This is a genomic window from bacterium (assembly GCA_021372615.1).
GTDB lineage: Bacteria > Armatimonadota > Zipacnadia > Zipacnadales > UBA11051 > JAJFUB01.
The window spans coordinates 172,393-193,998 of record JAJFUB010000085.1; the positions used below are offsets into that span (position 1 = coordinate 172,393).

Sequence of the window (21,606 nt, forward strand, 5' to 3'; positions counted from 1 at the left end):
TGCTGCGTCGCTCACCACGCGTCGCTCATCTACTCATCATTGAGCATCCATCACTCACTGTTCGTCGTTCGCTGCCTACTCCAACACCTCGATGCTGATCCGGTCGTTCGTGTAGATGCAGATGCTGGCAGCGATGCGCATGGCCTCCCGAGCAATCTCTTCGGCCGACAGGTCGGTGTGCTTGATCAATGCTTCGGCGGCGGCGCGCGCATATCCTCCGCCCGACCCGATGGCCACCAGATCGTCGTCGGGGGTCATCAGGTCGCCCGTCCCCGTCACGAGGAACAGGCGCTCGCGGTCAGCCACGATCAGGATGGCTTCGAGCTGGCGCAGGACGCGGTCGGTGCGCCACATCTTGACCAGCTCCACGCAGGCCCGCTCGAGATTGCCGGAGTACTCGTCGAGCTTGGCCTCCAGGCGCTCGAAGAGCGCGAGGGCGTCGGCGGCCGCCCCGGCATAGCCCGCCAGGATCTTGCCGTCGCGCATCCGGCGCAGCTTGTTGGCGTTGTGCTTGAAGGTCGTGTCGCCGATCGTGACCTGCCCGTCACCGGCCAGAACAACCTTGCCGTCGCGCTTGAGGGCCAGGATGGTGGTCGAGCGCACTTCGTCGCCATGTTTCATGTTCGCATCACCAAGGGGTAGTGTACCGCAAGATGAGAAAAGCCGCCAGAGGGCTGGCGGCCTGGGTAGGCCATCGTGCACATCGCGCCGGCGCCGCGTCAGGGCTCCAGAGCGAGCAACAGCCTGAGCCGGTGCTCGACGGCCGCCATCGTGCCGGCGTCCACGCGGCCCAACCGTTCGCCCAGACGCTCAGCCGAGAGCGAGCGGAGGTCCTCACACTTGATGTGGCTGGGGCGAGTCACACCCCCCTCGGGCGGGTTGAGCGGCACGTGCGTGGCGAGGTTGAAGAGCTTCGTCGTCAGGGGGACAACGACCACGATCTCCGCGCGGCTGTGGTTGAGGCGGTCCGAGGAGATGACCAGGGCCGGTCGGCGGCCGCCTTGTTCGTGGCCACGCACCGGTTCCAGGTCAGCCATCCAGACTTCGCCGCGACTCGCTACCCCGTCTCCCATGGTTCCCCCTCCAGGCCGTCCCGCAGCGTGACATCCCACTCCTCCTGCTCGCGCAGGTACTCCTGCCACGTCGTCTCATCGGCCTGCAAGGCCGCGTACTGCGCGTCGAGCGTCCTGAAGAACAGGTCGCGCTCGTAGCACTTGACCGCCTCGTCGAGTGTCGTGCCGAGCGACTGGCCCAGTTGGTCGGCCAGGGCGCGCAGTTTCCCGTGGGTGGTCGCCGAGATGCGGACTGACGTTGTGGCTGCCACCGCGCCGTGGGTAGTCTGGAGCGTAGTTGACATGGTCGTCTCTCTTGCCTGCAGATCTGCATACAGATTAGCAGCGTAGCCCTGCCGTGTCAACCGCGTGCCGCGGCGTCCCGCTACCGCTGCCCCATCAGCGGGTGCGCTTCGTCGTACACCCGCTTGAGGCCCGCGGCGCTCACATGCGTGTAGACCTCAGTGCTGGTGAGGTTCTCGTGGCCGAGGAGCTCCTGGATGGTGCGCAGGTCCGCCCCAGCGTCCAGCATGTGGGTGGCGAAGGTGTGGCGGAGCTTGTGGGGGGTGATGTGGTGGCTGGCGCCGACCCGCAGCACGTACTTCTCGACCAGGTTGCTGACCGACCGGCCGCTGAGCCGCCCGCCGAAGCGGTTGAGGAACACGGCAGGCTGCTCCGATACGCGTTTGGCCTGCTGCAGGAGTTCCTCCCGCGGGCCGTGCAGGTACATCTCCAGCGCCGCCGCACAGGGGGCGCCGAAGTACACGATCCGCTCCTTGTCGCGCTTCCCGATGACCCGGGCGGTGCCCTCCTCCAGGTCCAGGCGGCCCAGGTCCAAACCCACCAGTTCCGCCCGCCGGCAGCCCGTGGCGTACAGGAACTCCAGGATGGCGCGGTCGCGCGCCCCCTGCGCCGTGGCGGTGTCCGGCTCTGCCAGCAGGGCCTCCATCTCGGCGCTGTAGAGGAACTCCGGCAGGCTCTTGTCCAGCTTCGGCGAGCGGATCAGTTCGGCCGGGTTGTGCTCGGTGAGCCTGCGGGCAGCCAGGAAGCCGAAGAACGAGCGCAGCGCCGACAGCTTGCGGGCCATGGAGCGCCGCTCGTAGTGCTGCTGGTGGAGGGTGGAAAGGTAGCGTCGGAGGACGTTGTAGGTGACCTGCCCGAAGTCTGACGCCCGATCCTCGCCCCACAGGTCGGCCAGATAGTCCATGAACTGGACGGCGTCATGGGCATACGCCTCGGCGGTCTGGACCGACACGCCGCGGGCGTTGGTGAGATGTTCGAGGAAGGCGTCAATGTAGGCGGCGGACATGGGCGTCGGTTGGTGGTGCGTAATAGGCGACGGCAGGTTGGCAGGGGTATTGTCGCGCGTCGGTCGCCCCGGCGTCAAGCGTGATCCGGGGCAGTGCCGCCCCTTGCGGGGCTCTACCGGAGGAATGAGAAGGGGGCGCGCGCACCACGGGCTCACGCCCGTGGCTGCTATCTGCAGCCCGCTTCGCGGGCTGACGGCAACGGTCGTGCCGGGCGCGCCGAAGGCGCCGTCGCGCGTGGCCACGGGCGTGAGCCCGTGGACTCCGCGCCCCCTCTTCCCCTTCGGCGTAAGCCCCGTAGGGACGACACAGCCTGCCCGCTCATCTAGGCGATCCCGACCCCGGCCAGCCACTCCTCCAGCGCCTTCAGAGCGCGCTTGCTCCGCGCGGGCTTGCGGTCGTTTCTATGGATGCGGTGCTCGTTCTCCAGCGGCGGCAGGATGCCGTAGTTGGCATTCATCGGCTGGAAGCTCTCCGGGTCGGCCGTCGTGATGTGATGCGCCAGGGCGCCCAGCATCGTCTCGCGCGGCGGCACGAGCAACTCCTCCCCGCGCGTGAGCCGCACAACATTCAGGCCGGCCAGCAGCCCCGCCCCCGTGGACTCCATGTAGCCCTCCACGCCGGTGAGTTGCCCGGCGAAGAAGAGCCCCGCGTCGGCGCGCGCCTGGAAGGTCGGCTGCAGTAGCGTCGGCGCGTTGATGAAGGTATTGCGGTGGATCGCGCCGTAGCGCAGGAACTCGCAGTGCTCCAGGCCCGGGATCATGCGGAACACACGGGCTTGCTCGCCCCACTTCAAGCTCGTCTGGAAGCCCACGAGGTTGTACATCGTCAGCTCGTTGTTCTCGGGGCGGAGCTGCACGACGGCGTACGGCGCGCGGTCGGTCTTCGGGTCGCGCAGGCCCACCGGCTTCATCGGCCCGAAGCGCAGCGCATCACGCCCGCGCTTGCCGATGACCTCGACCGGCAGGCAGCCGTCGAATAGCTCCTTCGGGTCCACATCGGCGTGCAGCGAGATCTCGGAGCCGATGAGCGCCTCGTAGAAGGCCTCGTACTGCGCCTGGTCCATCGGGCAGTTGATGTAGTCGTCTTCCCCCTTGCCGTAGCGCGACTGCATGAACACGAGGTCGCGGTCAATGCTGTCGGCAGCGACGATGGGGCTGATGGCGTCGTAGAAGAACAGGTACTTCTCATCGGTCAACCCGAAGAGCGCCTTGGCCATCGCGGACGAGGTGAGCGGACCGGTGGCGATGATCGCCGGGCGCTCCGTCGGTAGGGCCTGCATCTCCGCGCGCACAATCTCGACCAGTGGGTGGCCCTCGATGGCGTCTGTGACCTTCTGGGCGAACACGTCGCGGTCCACCGCGAGGGCGCTGCCGGCCGGGACCTTCGCCTCGTCCGCGCACTTGAGGATCAGCGACCCCAGGCGGCGCAGCTCCGCCTTGAGCAGGCCGTGGGCGGTCTCGGGGCTGTCTGACTTGAGGGAGTTGCTGCAGACCAACTCGGCGAACAGGCCGGTCTTGTGCGCGGGGGTCTGGACGTCGGGGCGCATCTCATAAAGGCGCACCGGCACGCCCTGCTGCGCGATCTGCCAGGCTGCTTCCGAACCGGCGAGCCCGGCGCCGACGACGATGATGGGTTCTGATGACACGGGTGACCCTCCGGGACGGACGACGGTGGACAGGATGGGAGGAATGCTGGCACGGCCGGGCGGACGGCAGCAAGGGCGTGAGGCGGGGCTACCGTGGGCTCCACTCCGGGTGGGCGGCGAGATAGGCGTCGAGACTGACGAGGCGGATGTCCGGGCGCGGAAGATCGAGCGCCGGGAGGGCCGAGAGGCGCTGTGCCGGCGCCGGCGCGTTCCACCAGAGCACCCCGGTCATGACAAAGACCTGGTGCCACAGCAGGACTACGGCCAGCAGGCCGATCAGGCAGATCAGCGTTCGGTGTCGGGTCATCATGCCACCCCGCGCCCTACTTCAGGGGGCGGTTCATCTGCATGCGCACGCGGCCACAGTGAGGGCACTTCCACTTGCGCTTGTTGTGATGCACCCCACGCAGGATCTTCATCGGCTTGCCGCAGCGATTGCAGGTCATCGTGATGCCATCATTCTAGGAAAGCCCACGCAGGGAGTCAAGCCGGGCCGGCGGAGCGCCGCTACTTGCCCTGCCACGTCTGCAGCACCAACTGCGCCTCCTCGGCCTCGGTCGTCTCCGGGAACTTCGCGGCGAGAGCCTGCAGCCGGGCCTGCGCGGCGGGTTGGTCCTGCTTGCTCAGCAACATCGCCGCCGTGAAGGCCGCCCGGGCGGCCAGAGGGCTGCCGGGGCACTGCGCGAGCAGCCGATCATAGGCCGCCACGGCCGCGCCAGTGTCCCCCTGCCATACGCGGATCTCCGCCAGCAGCATCAGCGCCGCATCGGCCAGCGGGGAAGCGGGCTCGCCCTGCAGCACGTCCAGCGTCTTCGCCGCTGCCTCGGCATCTCCCCGCGCCCAGGCCTTGGCCGCCTGCACGTACACGCCCGCGCTGGCCTTGTCCTGTTGCAGGCGGTTCAGCAGCAGCACCCGCTGCAGCGCGTCGTTGGCGTAGTCGCCGGCAGCATACATGGCGGCGAGTTTGTGAAAGGCCTCCGCCGCCTTCGCGAACTGCTCCTGCCGCAGCAGCGCCTCGGCGCGCTGGAACAGGACGTAGTCCTCCTGGGGCGGAGTCTGCGACGCGCGCCGTCCGGGCGGCCCGAAGGGCTCTCCCTCATCCTGCGCCGTCGGCAGGTTCAGCAGCCGCTCGTACTCCTCCAGAGCCTGGTCGCAGTCGCCGAGGGCGAACAGCGCGTCGGCCTGGCCCCACCGGGCGAGGCGCGCGCTGAGGCTCTCGGGGACGGCCTTAATGGTCAGCTCATAGGCGCCCACGGCGTCGGTCGGCCGCCGGGCCTGGTGCAGCAGGACCTCGCCGAGCATCAGCGCCAGGGCCGCCCGTTGGCCGGGAGACAGGCTGCCCGCGCGCGCGGGCTCCAGCGTGCGCTGCAGCAAGGCCAGGGCGCCGCGCCAGTCGCCTGCCTGGAGTTGCAGGTCGGCCACGCGACGGGCCATGCCGGCGGCCACATCGTCGCCGGCGGCGCCCTGCAGCAGCCGCTCGTAGAAGGGCAGGGCCAGCTCGGGCTGCTCGCGGGCGGCCAGACGGCCGGCGGCGCGCGAGAGCACGGGAGCGAACTCCTGCTCGGCCGCGTTCGGGCCGCCGGGAGCGGGGAGCAACTCCGCCAGCAGACGACGTGGGTCGTCACCCCGCAGTGTACGGGCGTAGAGGAGGACGCCCAGGCCGTCTGCGGACAGGGCGTCCGTCTGACGGGTCTCCTCCAGCACCCTGGCTACGGCGGAACGAGCCGTGCCATCGTCCGCCAGATGATAGAGCTGGGTGACGGCGGAGGAGGCCGTCTGCGCGCGGTCGCGGGTGGTCAGCGCCACGGCATACTCACGCGCGGCCTCACTCGGCTGCCCGAGCTTCTCATAGGCGCCGCCCATATTGAGCGCGAAGGCGTCACGCTGCCCGGCGGCCTGCCTCCCCTCGCGGTAGACATCCAGGGCCGCCTCGTACAGTTCATAGCGCATCAGCACGCTGCCGAGGCGCCGGACCGACGGCGCCTGGGCCGGGTCGTAGGCGAGGCCCTGCCGCCAGGCGGCCAGCGCCTGCTGGAGCTGCCCCTGCCGCAGCAAGGCCTCCCCCAGCAGCGTCACGAGGCCCTCATCGCCGGGGTGGGCGACGAGGGCCTGACGGAGCCAGTCGGCCGCCCGCGCAAAGTCATTGGCCCGCAGCGCCAACTGCGCGCCGGACTGCAGCACCGCGGCGTCCTGGGGCTGGAGCGTAAGCAGCCGCTCCGTGACGTCCAGGGCCTGCCTCACCTGGCCGTCCCATTCGTAGACCCGCGCCAGATAGTTGAGCCAGAGCGCTGCGGCGGGGCCCCGGGCCTGCTTGTCGAGCCAGTCGGTCACGCGCTTGAGCTGGTCGGCTTGCCGGCAGATGTCGAACAGCGCGCGCAGCACATCCTGCTGTGCGGGGTCGGACAGCAGTGCGTCCTGCAGCAGCCCCACCGCGAGATCGAGCTTTGCGGCTTCAGCCAGCATCACCGCGGCGTTCAGCAGAATGTCGAGACGGTTGGGGAACCGCTTCCACGCTTCGCGTACGAGCATCGCCGCGTCCTGCGCCCGGGCGGCGGCGATGAGCGCCCGGCTCAGCGTGGCGTAGAGTTCGGCCAGGGCGGGGCCTTCGCGGACCTCCCTGCGCAGGGGCTCCAGGCGGCGCACGGCGTCGGCCGCGCGGTTCTGCGACAGGTCGAGCTGGGCGAGGTCGAGGCTGAAGCTGAGGCGCTCTTCCGGGCTCCGCGCGGCGGCGAGCAGCTTCTCGGTGATCTGCCGCGCCGTCGTGTAGTCGCCCTGATCGCGGCAGAGGGCAGCCATGCGGCGGCGCGCGGTGCTGACATAGGCAGGGCTGGCATGCGGCAGGGCCTCGACCTGGCGCAGGCAGTCAAGCTGCCGGGGCACATCCTGGCGCGAACGGTACACATTGGCCAGGCCAAACAGCACCTGGGCGCGCTCGTTGTCCTCGGTGGTCAGGTCGAGCGCCGCCTGGTAGCCCGTGAGGGCCTGATCGTACTGCCCCTGAGCCAGGGAGCGCCCCGCCTCGACGAACAGTTGCCGCCAGGTGGCCGGCTGCTGCTGGGCCACCGCCGGCAACGCGCTCAGTATCCCCAACCACAGCAGCCAGGCCCCGGCGCACCGCAGGCTCATTGCGCCCCCTCGCCGCGCACGCGGGCCGTGAGCGTCACAGTCTGTCCCGCCTTCACGTCAATCACCTGGGTGAAACGGCCGTTGTGCCATGTCTTGACGAAGTTGCTGCCGGAGGCGGCGAGCCGGGCGTCCCGGACGACGTAGGCCTTCTCCAGGGCGCGCTGCCAGCCGACCGGCGTCCCCTCGGGCCCGATCGCCTCGAAGTCGCCGTTGGCCAGCGTGGCCCCCGAGGCGGTGAGGCTGTCATACGAGGTCCAGACGGGGATGAACTGGCCATTGGCCTCGCTCAGGTGCTGGCGCCCCATGAGTTCCAGCCGCACCTGACCGTCCTTGTCTGAGACAAATGAGTAGACGAAGGGGGTCCACTTGTCGGCCGGGAGGTCGCCCGTGGCGCCGGTCAGGCGGCTCCCCAGCGGCTTGGCCCACGTGGCGACTTCACAGCCTTTGAGGGCCTTGAGCGTCAGGCCGTCCGTCACGGCGATGACATCGAAGCGCGCCTGGGAGGGGACACTGCCGCCCAGCGCGACATTGCCAAAGGGCTTCAGCCACAGCAGGGCCGCGTTGGCGACCTCCCAGGTGAACCCGCCGCTCTGCTTCAGCATGACCCACTGGTCGCCCGCGGGCTTGCGTACGCTGAGGTTGAACTGCAGGCGCGGGTTGCGCTGCTTCGGGTTCAGGCCCAGCGAGGCGAAGGGAATGGCGAACTCGGCGCTCCAGCGGCCCGCATCAACCGTCTTGGCGGCATAGCGGACGCCCTGCGCGGCCTGCTGGACGATCCGCGCCGGGGCCCCGGCCTCGTTGCTGCTCTCGAAGTGCCCGTCGCTGTACCCGCGCAGGACGACGATCGGGCCCAGCTTGTCGGGCAGGCGCTCGGCGAGGGCGATCTCGACCGCATCATCCTTCCCCCACTGGTGCCCGCCGCTGGCCCCCTTCGCCGGGTCCACGGCGTTGACGAAGGCCACGTAGAGGTGGTCGTCATCCACTTCCAGCCAGGCTTCGCTGGGCAGCGGCGCTTTCTGGCCGTCCACGAGCCACGGCAGCGCCACGGGCTTGAGGCCCTCATCGGCCATGCCCGTGGCCTGCGCCGGATTCCATTCCTTGGGGTCCACGACGCCGTCAATGGTGATGGCGGCAGCCACGCGCTCGGCGGCCACGATCGGCAGGTTCATCGGCGCCTGCTTCTCCTGCGCCAGGAGTGTCAGCCAGCGGGGCTGCCAACCCGCCGGCGCCGGCTCGGGCTTGACCGGCCACGAGGCCCGCGTGGCGTCGTTGACCAGGCCGATCTGCTCCAGCGGCAGGGGCTCGAAGCCACGCTTGAGCATGGGCGCATCGGGCTTGAGGCGGTAGTCGCCCCTGGCGGCGTTCACGAAGCCAGGATTGCCCTCATCCCAGTTGTTCTCATTGACGCCCCACTCGGGCTTCACGCCCCGCGAGATGCTAATGAGCTTGCCCGCGCCGTAGGAGATGTTGCGGGTGATGTGGTAGCGCCACGGTGCGCCGACCGGGTCCATCTCCAGGATGTTGACCAGCCACGGGTACTTCGTGGACCATGGGGGCTGCTTGTACGGCGTGCGGAGCAGGCGCGTGAGCAGATTGTTGCTGGTGGCGCCGTTGCGGGTGTCCACGACGGTCACGGTGCCGTCGGGCTGCTTGGTCCAGGTCCACCACACCAGCCCGCGGTCGCTCAGGTTCACCGCGCACTTCACGTCCACGAAGATGTTGTTGCCCACGCTGTTGTCCGGCCCACCGGCCAGGGAGATGCCATAGCCGCAGCGCACGCACAGGTTGCCGGTGAAGGCGGTGCCGGCCGAGCAGTCGTCCTCGTGGACGATGTTGCAGCCGGTGGGGCTCCCCTCCAGGCTGTCGTTGATGTCGTGGATGTAGTTGTAGCGGATCACGTTGCCCTGCGTGGTCCAGTCGTAGCCCGTGTAGAACACCCCGCCCTCGGTCGTCTCCGTGTGGGCCCAGTAGATCTCGTTGTGCTCCATGAGCAGATCGTTGCCCTGGTACCAGACGGCGCTGTGGGGCTCGTGGTGGAGCAGGTTGTGGGAAGCGCGGAGGCCCACCCCGCGCAGCGACAGTGGCCCTGCGTGGGTGCGCACGTTGATGCTCGTGTGGTGGATGTGGTTGTTGTCAGCGAAGTGGTTGCAGGGGGTGAGCGTGGTGCGGTCCCCGCCCGACAGGCGCACCCCACCGTAGCCGGTGTCGTGGATGTCGCAGCCCACGACGCCATGGTCGGTGCCCCCGTTGACCTCCACGGCGTGGTGGCCCACGTTGCGGATGGTGCAGCCCACGATGCGGTTGTGGGCGCCGTTGGTCATGCTCAGGCCGTCCCAGCGCCCGTTCTCCAGGCCGAGGTGATCGAAGGTGACATACGAGGCGTCCGTCAGTGAGACCATCGGCTTGTCGAGCACCGAGACGACCGTCTGGGCCTTCTTCAGGTCGGCCGGGGGCCAGAAGAGCAGCAGGTGCTGCTTGCGGTCCAGAAACCACTCGCCGGGCCGGTCCAGCTCCTCGAGCACATTGATGGCGAAGAAACGCTTGGCGCCCCAGGTGTCCAGGCCGTAGGTGTTGGGGGCGGCGAAGTCTATCTGCTTCTTGACGGGGTCAATCTTGCCCACCCGCACGGTCTCACACATGTACGCCCGGGCCCAGTAGCCTTGCAGCCATACGCCGTCCTCCACCCGCCAGCGCTGCGGCCGATCCCCTTCGTAGGTGAACTTGGCGATCGCCTGAGGGTTGCTGCGGTCGCGCAGGCCGTAGCCGGGGTCCACGATCTCGCCATAGTGCGCGAAGCCCTCGTTGGGCCAGCGCGCGGGCTGCATCCGCTCCCCGCCGCAGAACAGCTCCATCAGGACGGGGTGCTTGTTGCTGAAGCCCCGGTAGACATCCGGGAGGACGTCCACATCGGCCGGAATGCCGGCCGCCTGTAGATCGAGCACGAGCACCTTGCCCCGCGCCGCCGGGTCCAGGCGACTCGCGAGCGCCGGGGCCGTGACCGGCTTGAACTGCGACGGCGCGATGGTCCTGCCCCCGCTCAGCCAGACCTGCTCCCCGCGCCACGGGCGGAAGACGAGGCGGCCCTGCTCCGTGCCACTGTCTGCGGCGGTCAACTCCAGCGGCGCTGCCAGGGAGTATGTCCCGCCGCGGAGGAAGACGGTGGTATCCCCGGCGGGGAGCTTCCCGGCGGCCCGCAACTCCCGCACGACATCCCGCGCGTGCTGCAGCGTGGCGAAGGGCTTCGCCTGGGTGCCCGGGTTGTCGTCCGAGCCATTCGGCGCGACGAAGACCTCGGCGGCCCCGGCAGCCGCCAGGGGTAGTAGCACAGCCAGCAGGCAGAGCAAACGGCGCATGATCGGGCTCCTCATGTCCGTCCTGGGGTGCGCCCTGTCAGGTTCGCCCGGCGTGACAGGGCTCCCTTCCCGGTGCGAGGAGGGCACCATCGCCTAGATGGCGAAAGCGGTTCCTAGTCCGCTGTCAGTGGAGGTGCACCAGTGCCTGACCCCTTGCATGCTGAAGCCGTGTGGCAGGAGGACATGAGGTTCGGCGCCACGACCGGCTCGGGCCACGAGGTCGTGATGGATGCGTCCGCCGACCATGGTGGGCAGAACGCCGGGCCGCGCCCGATGGAGCTGTTGCTCGTGGGCAACGCCGGCTGCACGGGCATGGATGTCATCAGCATCCTGCGCAAGATGCGCCAGCCTGTGACCGGCTACCGGGTGCGGGTGACGGGCGAGCGCGCCGAGACTGATCCGCACGTGTACACACACATCGTCATCGAGCACATCCTGCAGGGCGACCTGGATGAGAAGAAGGTGGCCCATGCGGTGGAGCTGTCGGACACGAAGTACTGCTCCGCTGCGGCGATGCTCCGCGCGGTCGCGAAGATGGAAGTGAAGTGGACGATCGAGCGCTGACGTCTGCGCTCGCGTCCGGCACACTGGCCGTGCCATGGGGCTGTAGTGCCCCATATCATGCCGAGTCGGTCATACTCAGGAGGTTCTGACTGTGAAGCGAGGTTTCACCCTTATTGAGTTACTGGTTGTCATTGCCATCATCGCCATCTTGGCGGCCATCCTTTTCCCGGTGTTCGCCAAGGCCCGGGAAAAGGCGCGCCAGACGAGTTGTCTGAGCAACATGCGGCAGATCTCCACGGCCGTCTTCCAGTATGCGCAAGACTATGACGAGAAGTACCCGACGACGGCGCTCCGCTATGACGGCACACCCGGCCTGGGCGGGGAGTTCATGACCCCGTATGCCATCTGGATGGAGCTGATCTTCCCGTACTGCAAGAACTGGCAGATCTTCATCTGCCCCAGCAAGTCCACGGCGGGCTCCGTGACTGGCCGGTTGAGCGGCCAGGTGATCCCGAATGCGGCCTATGGGGGGTACACCGGCAACCAGTGCTTTGGGTACGCCAGCGACGGCATCGCCATGGCAGCGCTGCAGACGCCGGCCGAGATCATCTACGCCAGCGAGGGCATCTACTGGTGCACGCGGCCGTACTGGTGGCCGGCGAACTACGCCCTGGACCCGCGCCACAACAACGGCGTCAACTGCGCTTTCGCCGATGGGCACGCCAAGTGGCTGCAGGTCACCGAAGCCCGCAAGCTGACGTACTGGTACTTCACCGGCGGCGCGTTCACCAGCCCGAACTAGCGCTGTCGCTGCCGGTGCGGATCGTGGGGCGCGGGCTTGGCCCGCGCCCGTTGTCCAAGGCGCCCGTTCCCCGCAGGGCCTGGGCCCCGGGTCGGGTGCACTCCTGATGAGGTGATGCACGTGCTGCGCCCGGTCCCCGTGTTGATGTCTCTACTGCTGACGGCTGCCGCACTGGCGGCCCCCCAACTCGCCATTGGCAACGCCGCCGACCTGGCGCCTCAGGCACAGGTGAAGGCGTCCTCATCGGCCGGTCCCGTCGGCCAGAAATACGGCCCGCAAGACGCCGTGGACAGCAACGCGAGCACCTGGTGGGCGGCCTACGTCAATAACCTCCCGGTGTCGTTCGAGGTGCGCTTTCCCGAGGTCCGGCGTCTCGACACGATGGTGCTGCTCAACGCCGACAACCCCACGCTCTACAGCCACGTCAAGCATGTCACGATCAGCTTCTCACAGGGGGAGCCGATCGACCAGGACTTCGACAACGAGCGCGGGCCGTTCGTGGTCCGCTTCGAGCCGCGCCAGACCGATGTCGTCAAGCTGGTCGTCACCGAGGTCCACGACGCCGGGAGGATGTACCTCGGGCTGGCGACGCTGTCGCTGTACGATGACCCCCAGAAACAGGTGCGTGTTACAGTGCCTCCCACGACTGCCTGGAAGAAGATTGACCTGACTGCCAAGGGGCGCGCCGAGCACCCCTGCGTCTACCTCACGCCAGCCGATGTGGCGGCCGCCCGGGAACGGATGAAGACCGAGCCGTGGGCGGCGGCGTACGCCAAGCAAGTCATCGCCAGCGCCGATCAGACCGTGGCGCGCCCCGATGACTGGTACCTCAAGTACCTGCCCGGCCAGGGCGCGTGCTTCGCCTACGGCCTTACCGGCTGCCCGATCTGCAAGTCGAGCTGGGGCACATGGGCCGGCGCGCGCTGCAGTTGGGACAACCCCGGCCACGTCACCTGCAACAAGGGCCATGTGCTGCCCGATGCCGAGCATCCTGACCCGGGGACCGGCTACAAGGGCCCCGACGGCCGCATTCACTACTTCGTGGGCTCGTGGAACGCCTGGGTGACGGAGAAGTACATCCACGAGATGGCTGGCAACTGCGCGATTGCCTACTCGCTGACCGGCGACGAGAAGTACGCCCGGAAGGCTGCCTTCATCCTCGACGCCATCGCCAGCATCTACCCCTCCTGCGACAAGGGCTCGTGGGACTACCCCTCCAACCCGCCCAGCGGCCGGCTGGCCCGCCCGTGGTACCAGGTCGCCCGTGTGCTGGTGCGGCTCGTGGACTTCACCGACCAGATCTACAACAGCAAGAGCCTGGAAGAGGCGTCGCTTACTCCCGGCCTCACCCGCCGCCAGAACATCGAGCGCAACATGCTCGAGAACGGCGCTAAGTACTGCTATGACCAGTCGCTGCACGGCGGCCTGAATAACGGGGAGGCGGACTACATCCGCGGCGCCCTGTCGGTGGGTTGTCTGCTGGGGATCGAGCCCTACGTGCGCTGGGCCTTCGATGGGCCCTACGGCATTCTGGCGCTGGTGCACAACAACGTCTGCCGCGACGGTCGCTACTTCGAGACCTCGGTGGGCTACGCGGACCACTCGCGCGAGCTGTACCTGACGTTCGCCGAGCCGCTGTGGAACTACCGCAGCGAGAAGTACCCGCAGGGCGTGAACGTCTACACCGACCCGGTGTTCCAGTCGTTCTACCTGCTGCCGGCCTCCTCCATCGCCATGTTGGGGCACAGCCCTCGTTTCGGCGACTCGGGTCCCGACCTGGGGCGTGAGATGCCGCCGAAGGTCCCCGCCGAGGCGCTGGACCTGCACTTCGCCGAGATGCTGTATGCCCGCTCGTCAGGTCAGGCGCACGAGGACTTCGGGCAACTGCTGAGCTACCTGGCCAAGGGCGATGTACTTAAGGCGCGCGACAGCAGCGGGTCGAAGGAGTGGCTGGTCTTCCATGCCGTAGGAGCGCCGGCTTCCAGCCGGCACCCGGGCCAGCTGGAAGCTGGCGCTCCCACGGTCCTCCTTCCCGACTGGCTCGACCGGCGCATCAACGCGACCGGCTTCTTCGGCCAGAAGGGCCTCAGCTTCCTGCGCACCTCCAACGGGCCACAGGCCCAGGCCGTCATGGTCCGCTTCGGGCCGTCGCTGAACCACGGCCACTTCGACGACCTGAACCTGGCGTACTACGCTCTGGGGTACGAGTTGACGTACGACCTGGGTTACTCGCTGGGCTCGACGCACACGCAGGTGGGCTGGGCCAAGCAGACGGCGGCCCATAACCTGGTGCTGGTGGACGAGAAGACGCAGGGCCCCAATCCGAGCAAAGATGGCAGCGGCGGCAGCCTGCTCCTGTCCACCGCGCTGCCGGGCCTGCAAGTGATGGAGTGCGCGGCAGAGACGACCTACCAGAGCCTGGGCGTCAGCGACTACCGGCGGCTGTGTGCGCTCGTGGGCGAGGGCCCCGACACCTACCTGCTCGACATCTTCAACGTGGCCGGTGGCAAGCAGCATGACTACGTCTTCCACGCGCTGAGCAAGAACGTGGACTTCGCCGGCGTCACGCCGGGCGCGCCGACGGCCGCCTCTCTCGCCGGCCCGGAGTTCAAGTGGGGTGAGCTGCAGGGCAACGACGGGGACATGAACGGCTTCCCCAACAAGCCCTACTGGAACCCGCCGCCGGGCAATGGCTTCGGCTTCCTGATGGAGCCCCAGCGTGCTTCCGTCGCTGGCCCCTTCACGGCCACGTGGAACATCGGCCGGGACGACTGCCACCTGCGGATGACCGCTCTGCCCGAGCCAGACACGGAACTGATCACCGCCTGGGCCCCGGGGCTGTATCCCGAGACCGTCGGCGCCTACGGTAGTCCGGCCGGCTACCCTCGCGCCCGTTACGTCTACCTGCGGCGCAAGAGTGACCAGCCTCTGACCAGCACCTACGTGGCGGTCTACGAGCCGTACGCGCCGCAGCCGCCCCAGGGTGTGCACGATGCCGAGGAGCTGACCGACGTCGCCACTGTGACCGCCGGTGAGATGAAGGCCATTCCTGCCTACGGCCTGCTGCTGTTCAAGGCCACGGGCCCCAACGACGAGATGCGGCTGCCGCTGCAGGTCACCAAGGCCGGCCAGTACACGATCAGCGCCGCCACCTACGGCTCCCCGAACTACGGCCAGGCGCAGGTGAGCGTGGACGGCGAAACCTTCGCCAAGCTGCTGAACGAGCCGGGCACGGTCACCCCCAACGGCAGCGGGGCCGTGGCGCTTGGCACGAAGCAACTGGCTGCCGGCAAGCACACCTTCAGCGTCAAAGTGATCAAGCCGCAGGGCGAGAACTACTGGATCGGCCTGCAGTACCTGGCCCTCACGCCGGCCGACCAGGCGGGCAAGATCAACGCTGCGGCGCAGCCCTTCCTGAAGACCATAGAGCGCCTGCCCTCGCCGGCGGGTAGTGTCGCCGTGCGCGTGACCCACGTCAACGGGCGGACCGAGGTGCTGCTGCACAACAGCAACGCGGGGCAGAGGGTGTCGCTTGAGGGCGGTAAGCTGGCCAGCGACGGAGCGTTCACCTGCTGGCAGTTCGATGGGGACAGCCTGGTGGCGGTCAAGGCCGTGGGGGCGACGACGGTGACGCCGGCAGGCGGGGCCCAAGCCCCCGCCCTGCAGTCATCCGGCAGGCTGTCCGGCGCCATCGGGAAGATAGACTACGCGACCAACAAGATCACCACCACCGCCAAGCTGCCGACCGATGGCAGCCTCAACGGCCTGCCGATCTACTTCGGCAACCCGGACTACTCACGCAACACGGTCTACCGCATCGCGGGCGTGACCCGCCAGGGCGGGGGCTCGGTCATTGACCTGGGCCGCACCTCAGCCGTCCTGGGCTTCGCCGATCTGGACGACGACCCTCTCGACGCGCAGACGTTGACGACGCTCAACCCGCACGAGTACAGCCGCGCGCTGGGCGGACGCGATGACAGCCACTTCTTCCACGGCAAGCTGCTGGCGACGAAGGACGGCAAGCTGCAGACGATCATCCGCGAGACGCACCACGCGCAGCCGTTCGTCATCAAGGTGGACAAGACCGAAGGCTTCCGCAAGGGGATGACGGTGTACTACTACGACCTGCGCCCGGGCGATGCGTTCACGATCTACGGGCAGTGGTCGTGGCAGCGGTAGCACCCGACATCGCGGGAGGTGCGGGCCCCGCGCCCTCCGCGTCCTGCTAGCGAGGTATACCATGGCGCTGTCGAGCACGGACCGCGACACCCTCCGCACGTTGGCCGCGCGGCATGCCGAGATCGCCGCGCTGCCCGTCCAGCAGGAGCTGGCGCAACAGTGGCGCGACCTCAACGGCCTCCGCCCGACGCGTCCGCTCGTGCGCATCTTCCAGATCCCCTGGCATGAGTTCGCCGGGGAAGCGGAACTCCAGCTCACCTGTGAGGACCCGTGGGCGCGCGGCCTGGAGAACGGCTTCCGCCAGGCGCTGTACCAGTGGGAGCACATGCGCGACGACCTTGTGCTCGAGCCGCTCGTGCGCTGTGGCCTGGCCATCGGTGACACCGGCTTCGGTATCGGCGAGGTCTCCGATGTCAACAACAGCAGCGGCGTGGCCAGCCGGCACTTCCACGAGCAGATCAAGACGCTCGATGACGTGCAGAAGATCCAGCTCCCGGAGGTGACGCACAACGAGGCGGCGACCGCGGAGGGCTACGAGCGCCTGAGCGAGGTCTTCGCCGACATCATGCCCGTGCGCAAGCAGGGCACGAGCCACTTCTGGTTCGCCCCGTGGGACTCGCTCATCACCTGGTACGGCGTCGAGACGGCGATGCTGGACATGGCCCTGCAACCCGAACTGGTCAATGCCGCCATCGGTCGTCTGGTGGATGCCTGGCTATACCGGCTGGACCAATACGAGGCGCTGAACCTGTTGTCGCTCGGCGACGCCGCTGCCGGCGCGGGATCCGGCGGCCTGAGCGCCACGGATGAGCTGCCCCAGGCGGACTGCGACCCGGGGCGGGTGCGCCCGATGGACCTGTGGGGCTGCGCGACGCCGCAGATCTTCTCGGAGATCTCCCCGGCGATGCACGAGGAGTTCGCCCTGCGGCACGAGCTGCGCTGGCTGGGGCGCTGGGGCATGAACTACTACGGCTGCTGCGAGCCGCTGCATACCAAGATCGGCATCCTGCGGCAGGTCCCACGCCTGCGCAAGATCTCGTGCAGCCCCAAGGCCGACAAGGCCTCCATGGCCGAGCAGTGCGGCACCGACTACGTGATCTCGCTCAAGCCCAACCCGGCGATCTTCGCGGGCAGCTACTGGGACCCGGACGTGGCGCGGCGGGAGATCCGCGAGGACCTCGAGAAGCTGCAGGGCTGCGTGGTGGAGATCGTGTTGAAGGACATCAGCACGGTCAGCTTCGAGCCGCAGCGGCTGTGGCTCTGGGCGCAGATCGCGCGGGAAGAGGCCGAGAGGTCTGCTGCCTGTGACGCGGCTCATGCGCGAGGATAACGCGCCGGCCGAGTAGTGCGAGCGGTCGGGGCCGACCTGAAGCCCTGGGGTCAGTCCCCACCGCCGAGGCCCTCGAGGATGTCCGCCAGCCACGACCCGCGCCGGCGACCGTGCGAGCCGGCGTGACCGTACCCGCGGCCATCGTCGTGGGGGCGGTCGTGCCCGTGATCGTGGTCGTCGTGGTCATCGTGGCGGTGGTCTCGAGGCTCGCGGGGGTATGCGTCCTGCGGGTGCATGGCAGGCGCGTCGTCGGCCGGGGCCTCACCGCGGCTGATCTCGATCAGCTTCTCCAACTCGCCCCGGTCGAGCCAGATCCCCTTGCCGGACGGGCAGATGTCCACCATGACAGCCGACCGCTCGATCTCGCGCATCCGCTCATCACATACGGGACACTCCATCCAGGTCTTTCACTCCTTCAGATTGCTTCCCGGGCGGTGCGGCGCTGGTCAGGGGGCAGGAAGCACCCGGCCTGACACAACTCGTCGCAGTCCTCGCCACAGGGCTCGGTGTGGATCGTTACGTGGACGCCGGGGAAGTGCTCGCGTAGCGCAGCCATGACCTCGTCCGTCAGGTGGTGCGCGGCAGACAGCGACAGGGCCGGGTCCACAATCAGGTGCATCTCAATGTACCGCGTGGCCCCACCCTTGCGGGTGTGCAGGTGGTGATAGCCGCACACCCGGGGCACCAGCGCCCGCAGGTACTCGGCGACCCAGTCGCGCTCATCTCTGTCCAGACCGGTGTCGAGCAAGCCCCGCACCGCCTCGGACGTCAGGCGCCATGCCGCCCTGATGATGAGGAGCGCGACACCGATGGCTGCGACGGGGTCCAGCCACTCGATGGCGGCATGGGGGAAGAGCGTCTTGCCGCCCCAGATCAGCCCCAGGCCCACCATGACCCCGGCCGAGGTGTAGACATCGGTGCGCAGGTGCCAGGCGTCCGCCTGCAGGGCCAGCGAATCCGTCTCGCGCCCGACGCGGAAGAGCATCGCGGACACGATCGTGTTGGCCGCCGCCGAGACCACCATCACGGCAACACCCCAGCCCACGGCCTCCAGTGGCGCGGGCTTCATGAGCCTGTGGACAGCCTCCACGATGATCCACGCGGCCGCGACGAAGATCAGCAACGCCTCCACGGCACCGGAGATGTTCTCGTACTTGCCGTGGCCGTACGGGTGGTCCTCATCGGCCTCGCGCCCCGAGATGCGCACCGCAGCCAGGGCGATGGCGGCCGCGACCAGGTCCACGGCCGAATGCAGGGCCTCCGAGATGATGGACACGGCGCCGATGCTGAGCCCCACTCCCAGCTTCAGGAGCACCAGTACGGCGTTCGACGCGACCGAGAGAATGGCCACGTTCGTCTTGCGCCGCAACTGACCGTGTTCCACCCGTGCCTCCCAAACGCAAAGACCCGTGGGACATGAAGTCCCACGGGTCGTAGTCTCACCCGCTGCTCCGCATGGAGCCCAGCCGCACCCGGTCGGGTCGCCTGTTCGTACGAGACGGATTGTAGGGCGCGATCGCCATCGCGTCAAGACCGCGATCGTGACGTTCCTGCCTACCACACCTCGTCAATCACACTCCGCACGATCTCGGTCCAACGCCGCAGGCGGTCGTTCTCGCCCTGGAGCGTCTCGATGTCCTTGAGGAAAATGTGCAGGTACGTGCCCCTGGCGGCCTGCAAGCCCTCGCGGATGATCCGGCGGATGCGGTCCTCGTTGAAGTCGGCGCATACCATGTCGGTTGGGTTGGGCCGCCACGAGATGGCGTAGTCCGTCCCGATCTCCGCGACCGACTGCGCCAGGTTGGCGACGGGCGTCACGGCGATGCTGCGCAGATTCGGCGCCTGCCGCAGCATGCCAATCTTCCGCGTGAGGTCCTCGCAGCACCCGTAGTGCGTCAGCCCGTAGTTCGCCATGATGGGAAGCTGGTACTGGAACAGGAACTCGTCGTGGAACTTGGGGCTGATGAGCGTGTACTCCTGGGCGGCGAAGAAGCCCCACAGGTCGCGCCGCTGCCGCGTGCCGGAGTTGGCGATCGGGTCCTCCAGGCCGCCGCCGTACGGCATCGCCTGGTTGTGCGCGCAGGTGAGGCTGAAGTCGCCGGCCGCTTCGCCCTGCCGCTGGTTCGCGAGGATGCCGTCACGCATGAAGGCGAGCAAGGCGTGCAGCTCGCGCGGGCTCTCGTACATGTCCAGCATGAGCTGCTCCAGGCCCCGCAGGTAGGCCAGTGAGGTCGAGATGTCCGCCAGGAAGCCCTGCATGATCGGACCACGGTTCACGTCAATGGCGATGAGGTCGCCGACGGCCTCCTGCAGCCGTGCGACGTTCCTCGCCGTGGCCTCCTCGTCGATCTCGTGCGTGGGCCGGGTCATCCTCTCCATGTCGGCCCACGACTGCAGGGGCGGCTTGACGTTCTTGAAGGCCCCGCCCTCCATGCCCGTGCGCTTCAGCTCCACGTCCAGCCCCCAGACGCCGACCCAGCCGCCCCTGGGATGGCGCTGGCTGGCGCCCACCGTCAGCCACGGCTCAAGGATCCAGTCATCCCCCACCTCGTGATGGAACAGCCACATCCGGAGGGTGCGCTCGTACTCGCGGTAGAGGGCGTCCTGGCACTGCATCCGCTCGTTGCCGAAGACCTCGCGGCACCACACATTCCACATGCCCATGCTGGCGATGACCGGCGGGCGGGTGGGCTTGAGGCTATGATGGTCGCGCCACAGGGCGCGGCGCTCGTCGTAGACGGGGTCGCTGATGGCCTCGTTGTACTGCTGGACGAGGTCACGTAGCACCCGGGTGTCATTGTCCATGTGCGGCTCCTTCATTGGCCTTCGCGTGGGCCGGGCGTCCCGGGCGGCCCGCCGGCTGATAGCTTCCCCGACCTCCGGGCAGCACCTGCACAGCAGGGGGCGGGGCTTCCTATGGGGAAGTAGATGACACCAAACCATGCAACGGAGTGCCTGCCATGAACCGCTTGCTGCTGCTTCTGCTACTGTCCTTGTGTCTGGTCTGGCTGGCGGCGTGCGCGCCCAAGCTGGCCCCGCCCATTAGCGCCCCGCCGGAGGGGGCGCCCCCGCAGGCGACAGCCCAGCCCGCGACCGGCCCGATCAAGCTGGCGGTCATCCCCAAGGGCACCACGCACGAGTTCTGGAAGTCCATCCACGCCGGGGCCGTGAAGGCGGCCAAGGAGCTGGGTGTGGAAATCGTCTGGAAAGGCCCGCTGAAGGAAGACAACCGCGACGAGCAGATCAAGATCGTGGAGGACATGGTCAGCGCCAAGATGTCGGGCCTCGTGCTGGCGCCGCTGGATGACACGGCCCTGCGCGCCCCCGTCGCCGAGGCCAAGGCCAAGGGTATCCCCGTGGTCATCATCGACTCGGCCCTCCAGAGCCAGGATCTGGTCAGCTTCGTGGCCACCGACAACAAGCACGGCGGGCAACTGGCCGGCGAGGAGATGGCGCGGCTGCTGGGCGGCAAGGGCAAGGTCATCGTGTTGCGCTACCAGGAGGGCTCCGCCAGCACCGCCGACCGCGAGGCGGGCTTCCTCGCGGCCATCGCCAAGGCGCCGGGCATCCAGGTGGTCAGCAGCAACCAGTATGGCGGCGCTACGACCGAGTCGGCGTATGCCGCCAGCGAGAACCTGCTCGCCCCGTACCAGAAGGGCGGCAAGCTCGATGTGGACGGCATCTTCTGCCCCAACGAGTCCACGACGTTCGGGATGCTGCGGGCCTTGCAGGATGGCGGGTTCGCGGGCAAGGTTAAGTTCCTCGGCTTCGATAGCTCGCCCAAGCTCGTGCAGGCGCTCAAGGACAAGCAGCTCAACGCCCTGGTGCTGCAGGACCCGATGAACATGGGCTACCTGGGCGTGAAGACGGTGGTGCAGCACCTGCGCGGCGAGCAGGTCGAGGCGCGCATCAGCACCGGCGAGACATTGGTGACGCCGGAGAACATGAACGAGCCGAAGATGCAGGGGCTGCTGGCGCCGGACTTCAAGCAGTGGCTGGGGGAGTAACGGCGGCCCACCCCGCCCGCTGCGCGGGCACCCCTCCCCACGGGGGAGGGGGAACACTGCCGACGTGTTCGTGAGTACCATGACACGGTGCCGGGGAAGCTGACAACCGACCGCGCCACCAACCCCTCCCCCGTGGGGAGGGGTCGCGCCGAAGGCGCGGGGGTGGGACGGCGTACGCCTACGGCGGCCCACCCCCTGCCCCCTCCCTGCAGGGAGGGGGAGCACTGCCGACGTGTTCGTGAGTACCATGACACGGTGCCGGGGAAGCTGACAACCGACCGCGCCACCAACCCCTCCC

Annotated in this window: 16 protein-coding genes; 5 read left to right on the plus strand and 11 right to left on the minus strand. The window is 68.3% G+C overall.

Annotated features, from left to right (window positions below; translation table 11 throughout):
* Positions 1 to 75: 75 nt before the first annotated feature.
* The 8 genes from hslV to LLH23_12740 form a co-directional block, all read right to left on the minus strand.
* Positions 76 to 621: an ATP-dependent protease subunit HslV gene (gene hslV / locus LLH23_12705; GenBank protein MCE5239334.1), complete on the minus strand. Its 546-nt coding sequence runs from the start codon at positions 619 to 621 to the stop codon at positions 76 to 78.
* A gap of 98 nt (positions 622 to 719) precedes the next feature.
* The gene (locus LLH23_12710) at positions 720 to 1,073 is read right to left on the minus strand and encodes a type II toxin-antitoxin system PemK/MazF family toxin (protein MCE5239335.1); all 354 of its coding nucleotides are present in this window, start codon (positions 1,071 to 1,073) and stop codon (positions 720 to 722) included.
* Complete coding sequence (locus tag LLH23_12715; GenBank protein MCE5239336.1) at positions 1,058 to 1,357, minus strand: toxin-antitoxin system protein; 300 nt, start codon at positions 1,355 to 1,357, stop codon at positions 1,058 to 1,060. The genes LLH23_12710 and LLH23_12715 overlap by 16 nt, the downstream gene beginning before the upstream one ends.
* A gap of 80 nt (positions 1,358 to 1,437) precedes the next feature.
* On the minus strand, positions 1,438 to 2,361 hold the full coding sequence (locus tag LLH23_12720) for a tyrosine recombinase XerC (protein MCE5239337.1): 924 nt from the start codon (positions 2,359 to 2,361) through the stop codon (positions 1,438 to 1,440).
* A gap of 323 nt (positions 2,362 to 2,684) precedes the next feature.
* On the minus strand, positions 2,685 to 4,007 hold the full coding sequence (gene trmFO / locus LLH23_12725) for a methylenetetrahydrofolate--tRNA-(uracil(54)-C(5))-methyltransferase (FADH(2)-oxidizing) TrmFO (protein ID MCE5239338.1): 1,323 nt from the start codon (positions 4,005 to 4,007) through the stop codon (positions 2,685 to 2,687).
* 88 nt (positions 4,008 to 4,095) lie between these two features.
* Positions 4,096 to 4,314: a hypothetical protein gene (locus tag LLH23_12730; GenBank protein MCE5239339.1), complete on the minus strand. Its 219-nt coding sequence runs from the start codon at positions 4,312 to 4,314 to the stop codon at positions 4,096 to 4,098.
* Between the two features lie 200 nt (positions 4,315 to 4,514).
* The gene (locus LLH23_12735) at positions 4,515 to 7,133 is read right to left on the minus strand and encodes a tetratricopeptide repeat protein (protein MCE5239340.1); all 2,619 of its coding nucleotides are present in this window, start codon (positions 7,131 to 7,133) and stop codon (positions 4,515 to 4,517) included.
* Entirely contained in the window at positions 7,130 to 10,486 is a 3,357-nt protein-coding gene (locus tag LLH23_12740) for a right-handed parallel beta-helix repeat-containing protein (protein ID MCE5239341.1), read from the minus strand. Before LLH23_12740 ends, LLH23_12735 begins: the two co-directional genes overlap by 4 nt.
* A gap of 141 nt (positions 10,487 to 10,627) precedes the next feature.
* Between LLH23_12740 and LLH23_12745 the strand changes: the two genes are divergently transcribed.
* From LLH23_12745 to LLH23_12760, 4 genes are all read left to right on the plus strand, one after another.
* A complete protein-coding gene (locus tag LLH23_12745) occupies positions 10,628 to 11,050 on the plus strand; it encodes an OsmC family protein (GenBank protein MCE5239342.1) in 423 nt (140 codons plus the stop codon).
* Between the two features lie 91 nt (positions 11,051 to 11,141).
* Entirely contained in the window at positions 11,142 to 11,792 is a 651-nt protein-coding gene (locus LLH23_12750) for a DUF1559 domain-containing protein (GenBank protein ID MCE5239343.1), read from the plus strand.
* Positions 11,793 to 11,936: 144 nt separating this feature from the next.
* A complete protein-coding gene (locus LLH23_12755) occupies positions 11,937 to 15,971 on the plus strand; it encodes a heparinase II/III family protein (protein ID MCE5239344.1) in 4,035 nt (1,344 codons plus the stop codon).
* A 61-nt stretch (positions 15,972 to 16,032) separates the two neighbouring features.
* The gene (locus tag LLH23_12760) at positions 16,033 to 17,301 is read left to right on the plus strand and encodes a hypothetical protein (protein ID MCE5239345.1); all 1,269 of its coding nucleotides are present in this window, start codon (positions 16,033 to 16,035) and stop codon (positions 17,299 to 17,301) included.
* Positions 17,302 to 17,351: 50 nt separating this feature from the next.
* Here LLH23_12760 and LLH23_12765 read toward each other — a convergent pair whose 3' ends face one another.
* The 3 genes from LLH23_12765 to LLH23_12775 form a co-directional block, all read right to left on the minus strand.
* Positions 17,352 to 17,699, minus strand: a complete 348-nt coding sequence (locus LLH23_12765; GenBank protein MCE5239346.1) for a zf-TFIIB domain-containing protein — start codon at positions 17,697 to 17,699, stop codon at positions 17,352 to 17,354.
* 17 nt (positions 17,700 to 17,716) lie between these two features.
* On the minus strand, positions 17,717 to 18,685 hold the full coding sequence (locus LLH23_12770; GenBank protein MCE5239347.1) for a cation diffusion facilitator family transporter: 969 nt from the start codon (positions 18,683 to 18,685) through the stop codon (positions 17,717 to 17,719).
* A gap of 170 nt (positions 18,686 to 18,855) precedes the next feature.
* Positions 18,856 to 20,106, minus strand: a complete 1,251-nt coding sequence (locus LLH23_12775; protein ID MCE5239348.1) for a hypothetical protein — start codon at positions 20,104 to 20,106, stop codon at positions 18,856 to 18,858.
* 155 nt (positions 20,107 to 20,261) lie between these two features.
* On the opposite strand from LLH23_12775, the gene LLH23_12780 reads away from it, so the two are divergent.
* On the plus strand, positions 20,262 to 21,308 hold the full coding sequence (locus tag LLH23_12780) for a substrate-binding domain-containing protein (GenBank protein MCE5239349.1): 1,047 nt from the start codon (positions 20,262 to 20,264) through the stop codon (positions 21,306 to 21,308).
* The last annotated feature ends 298 nt before the right edge of the window (positions 21,309 to 21,606 follow it).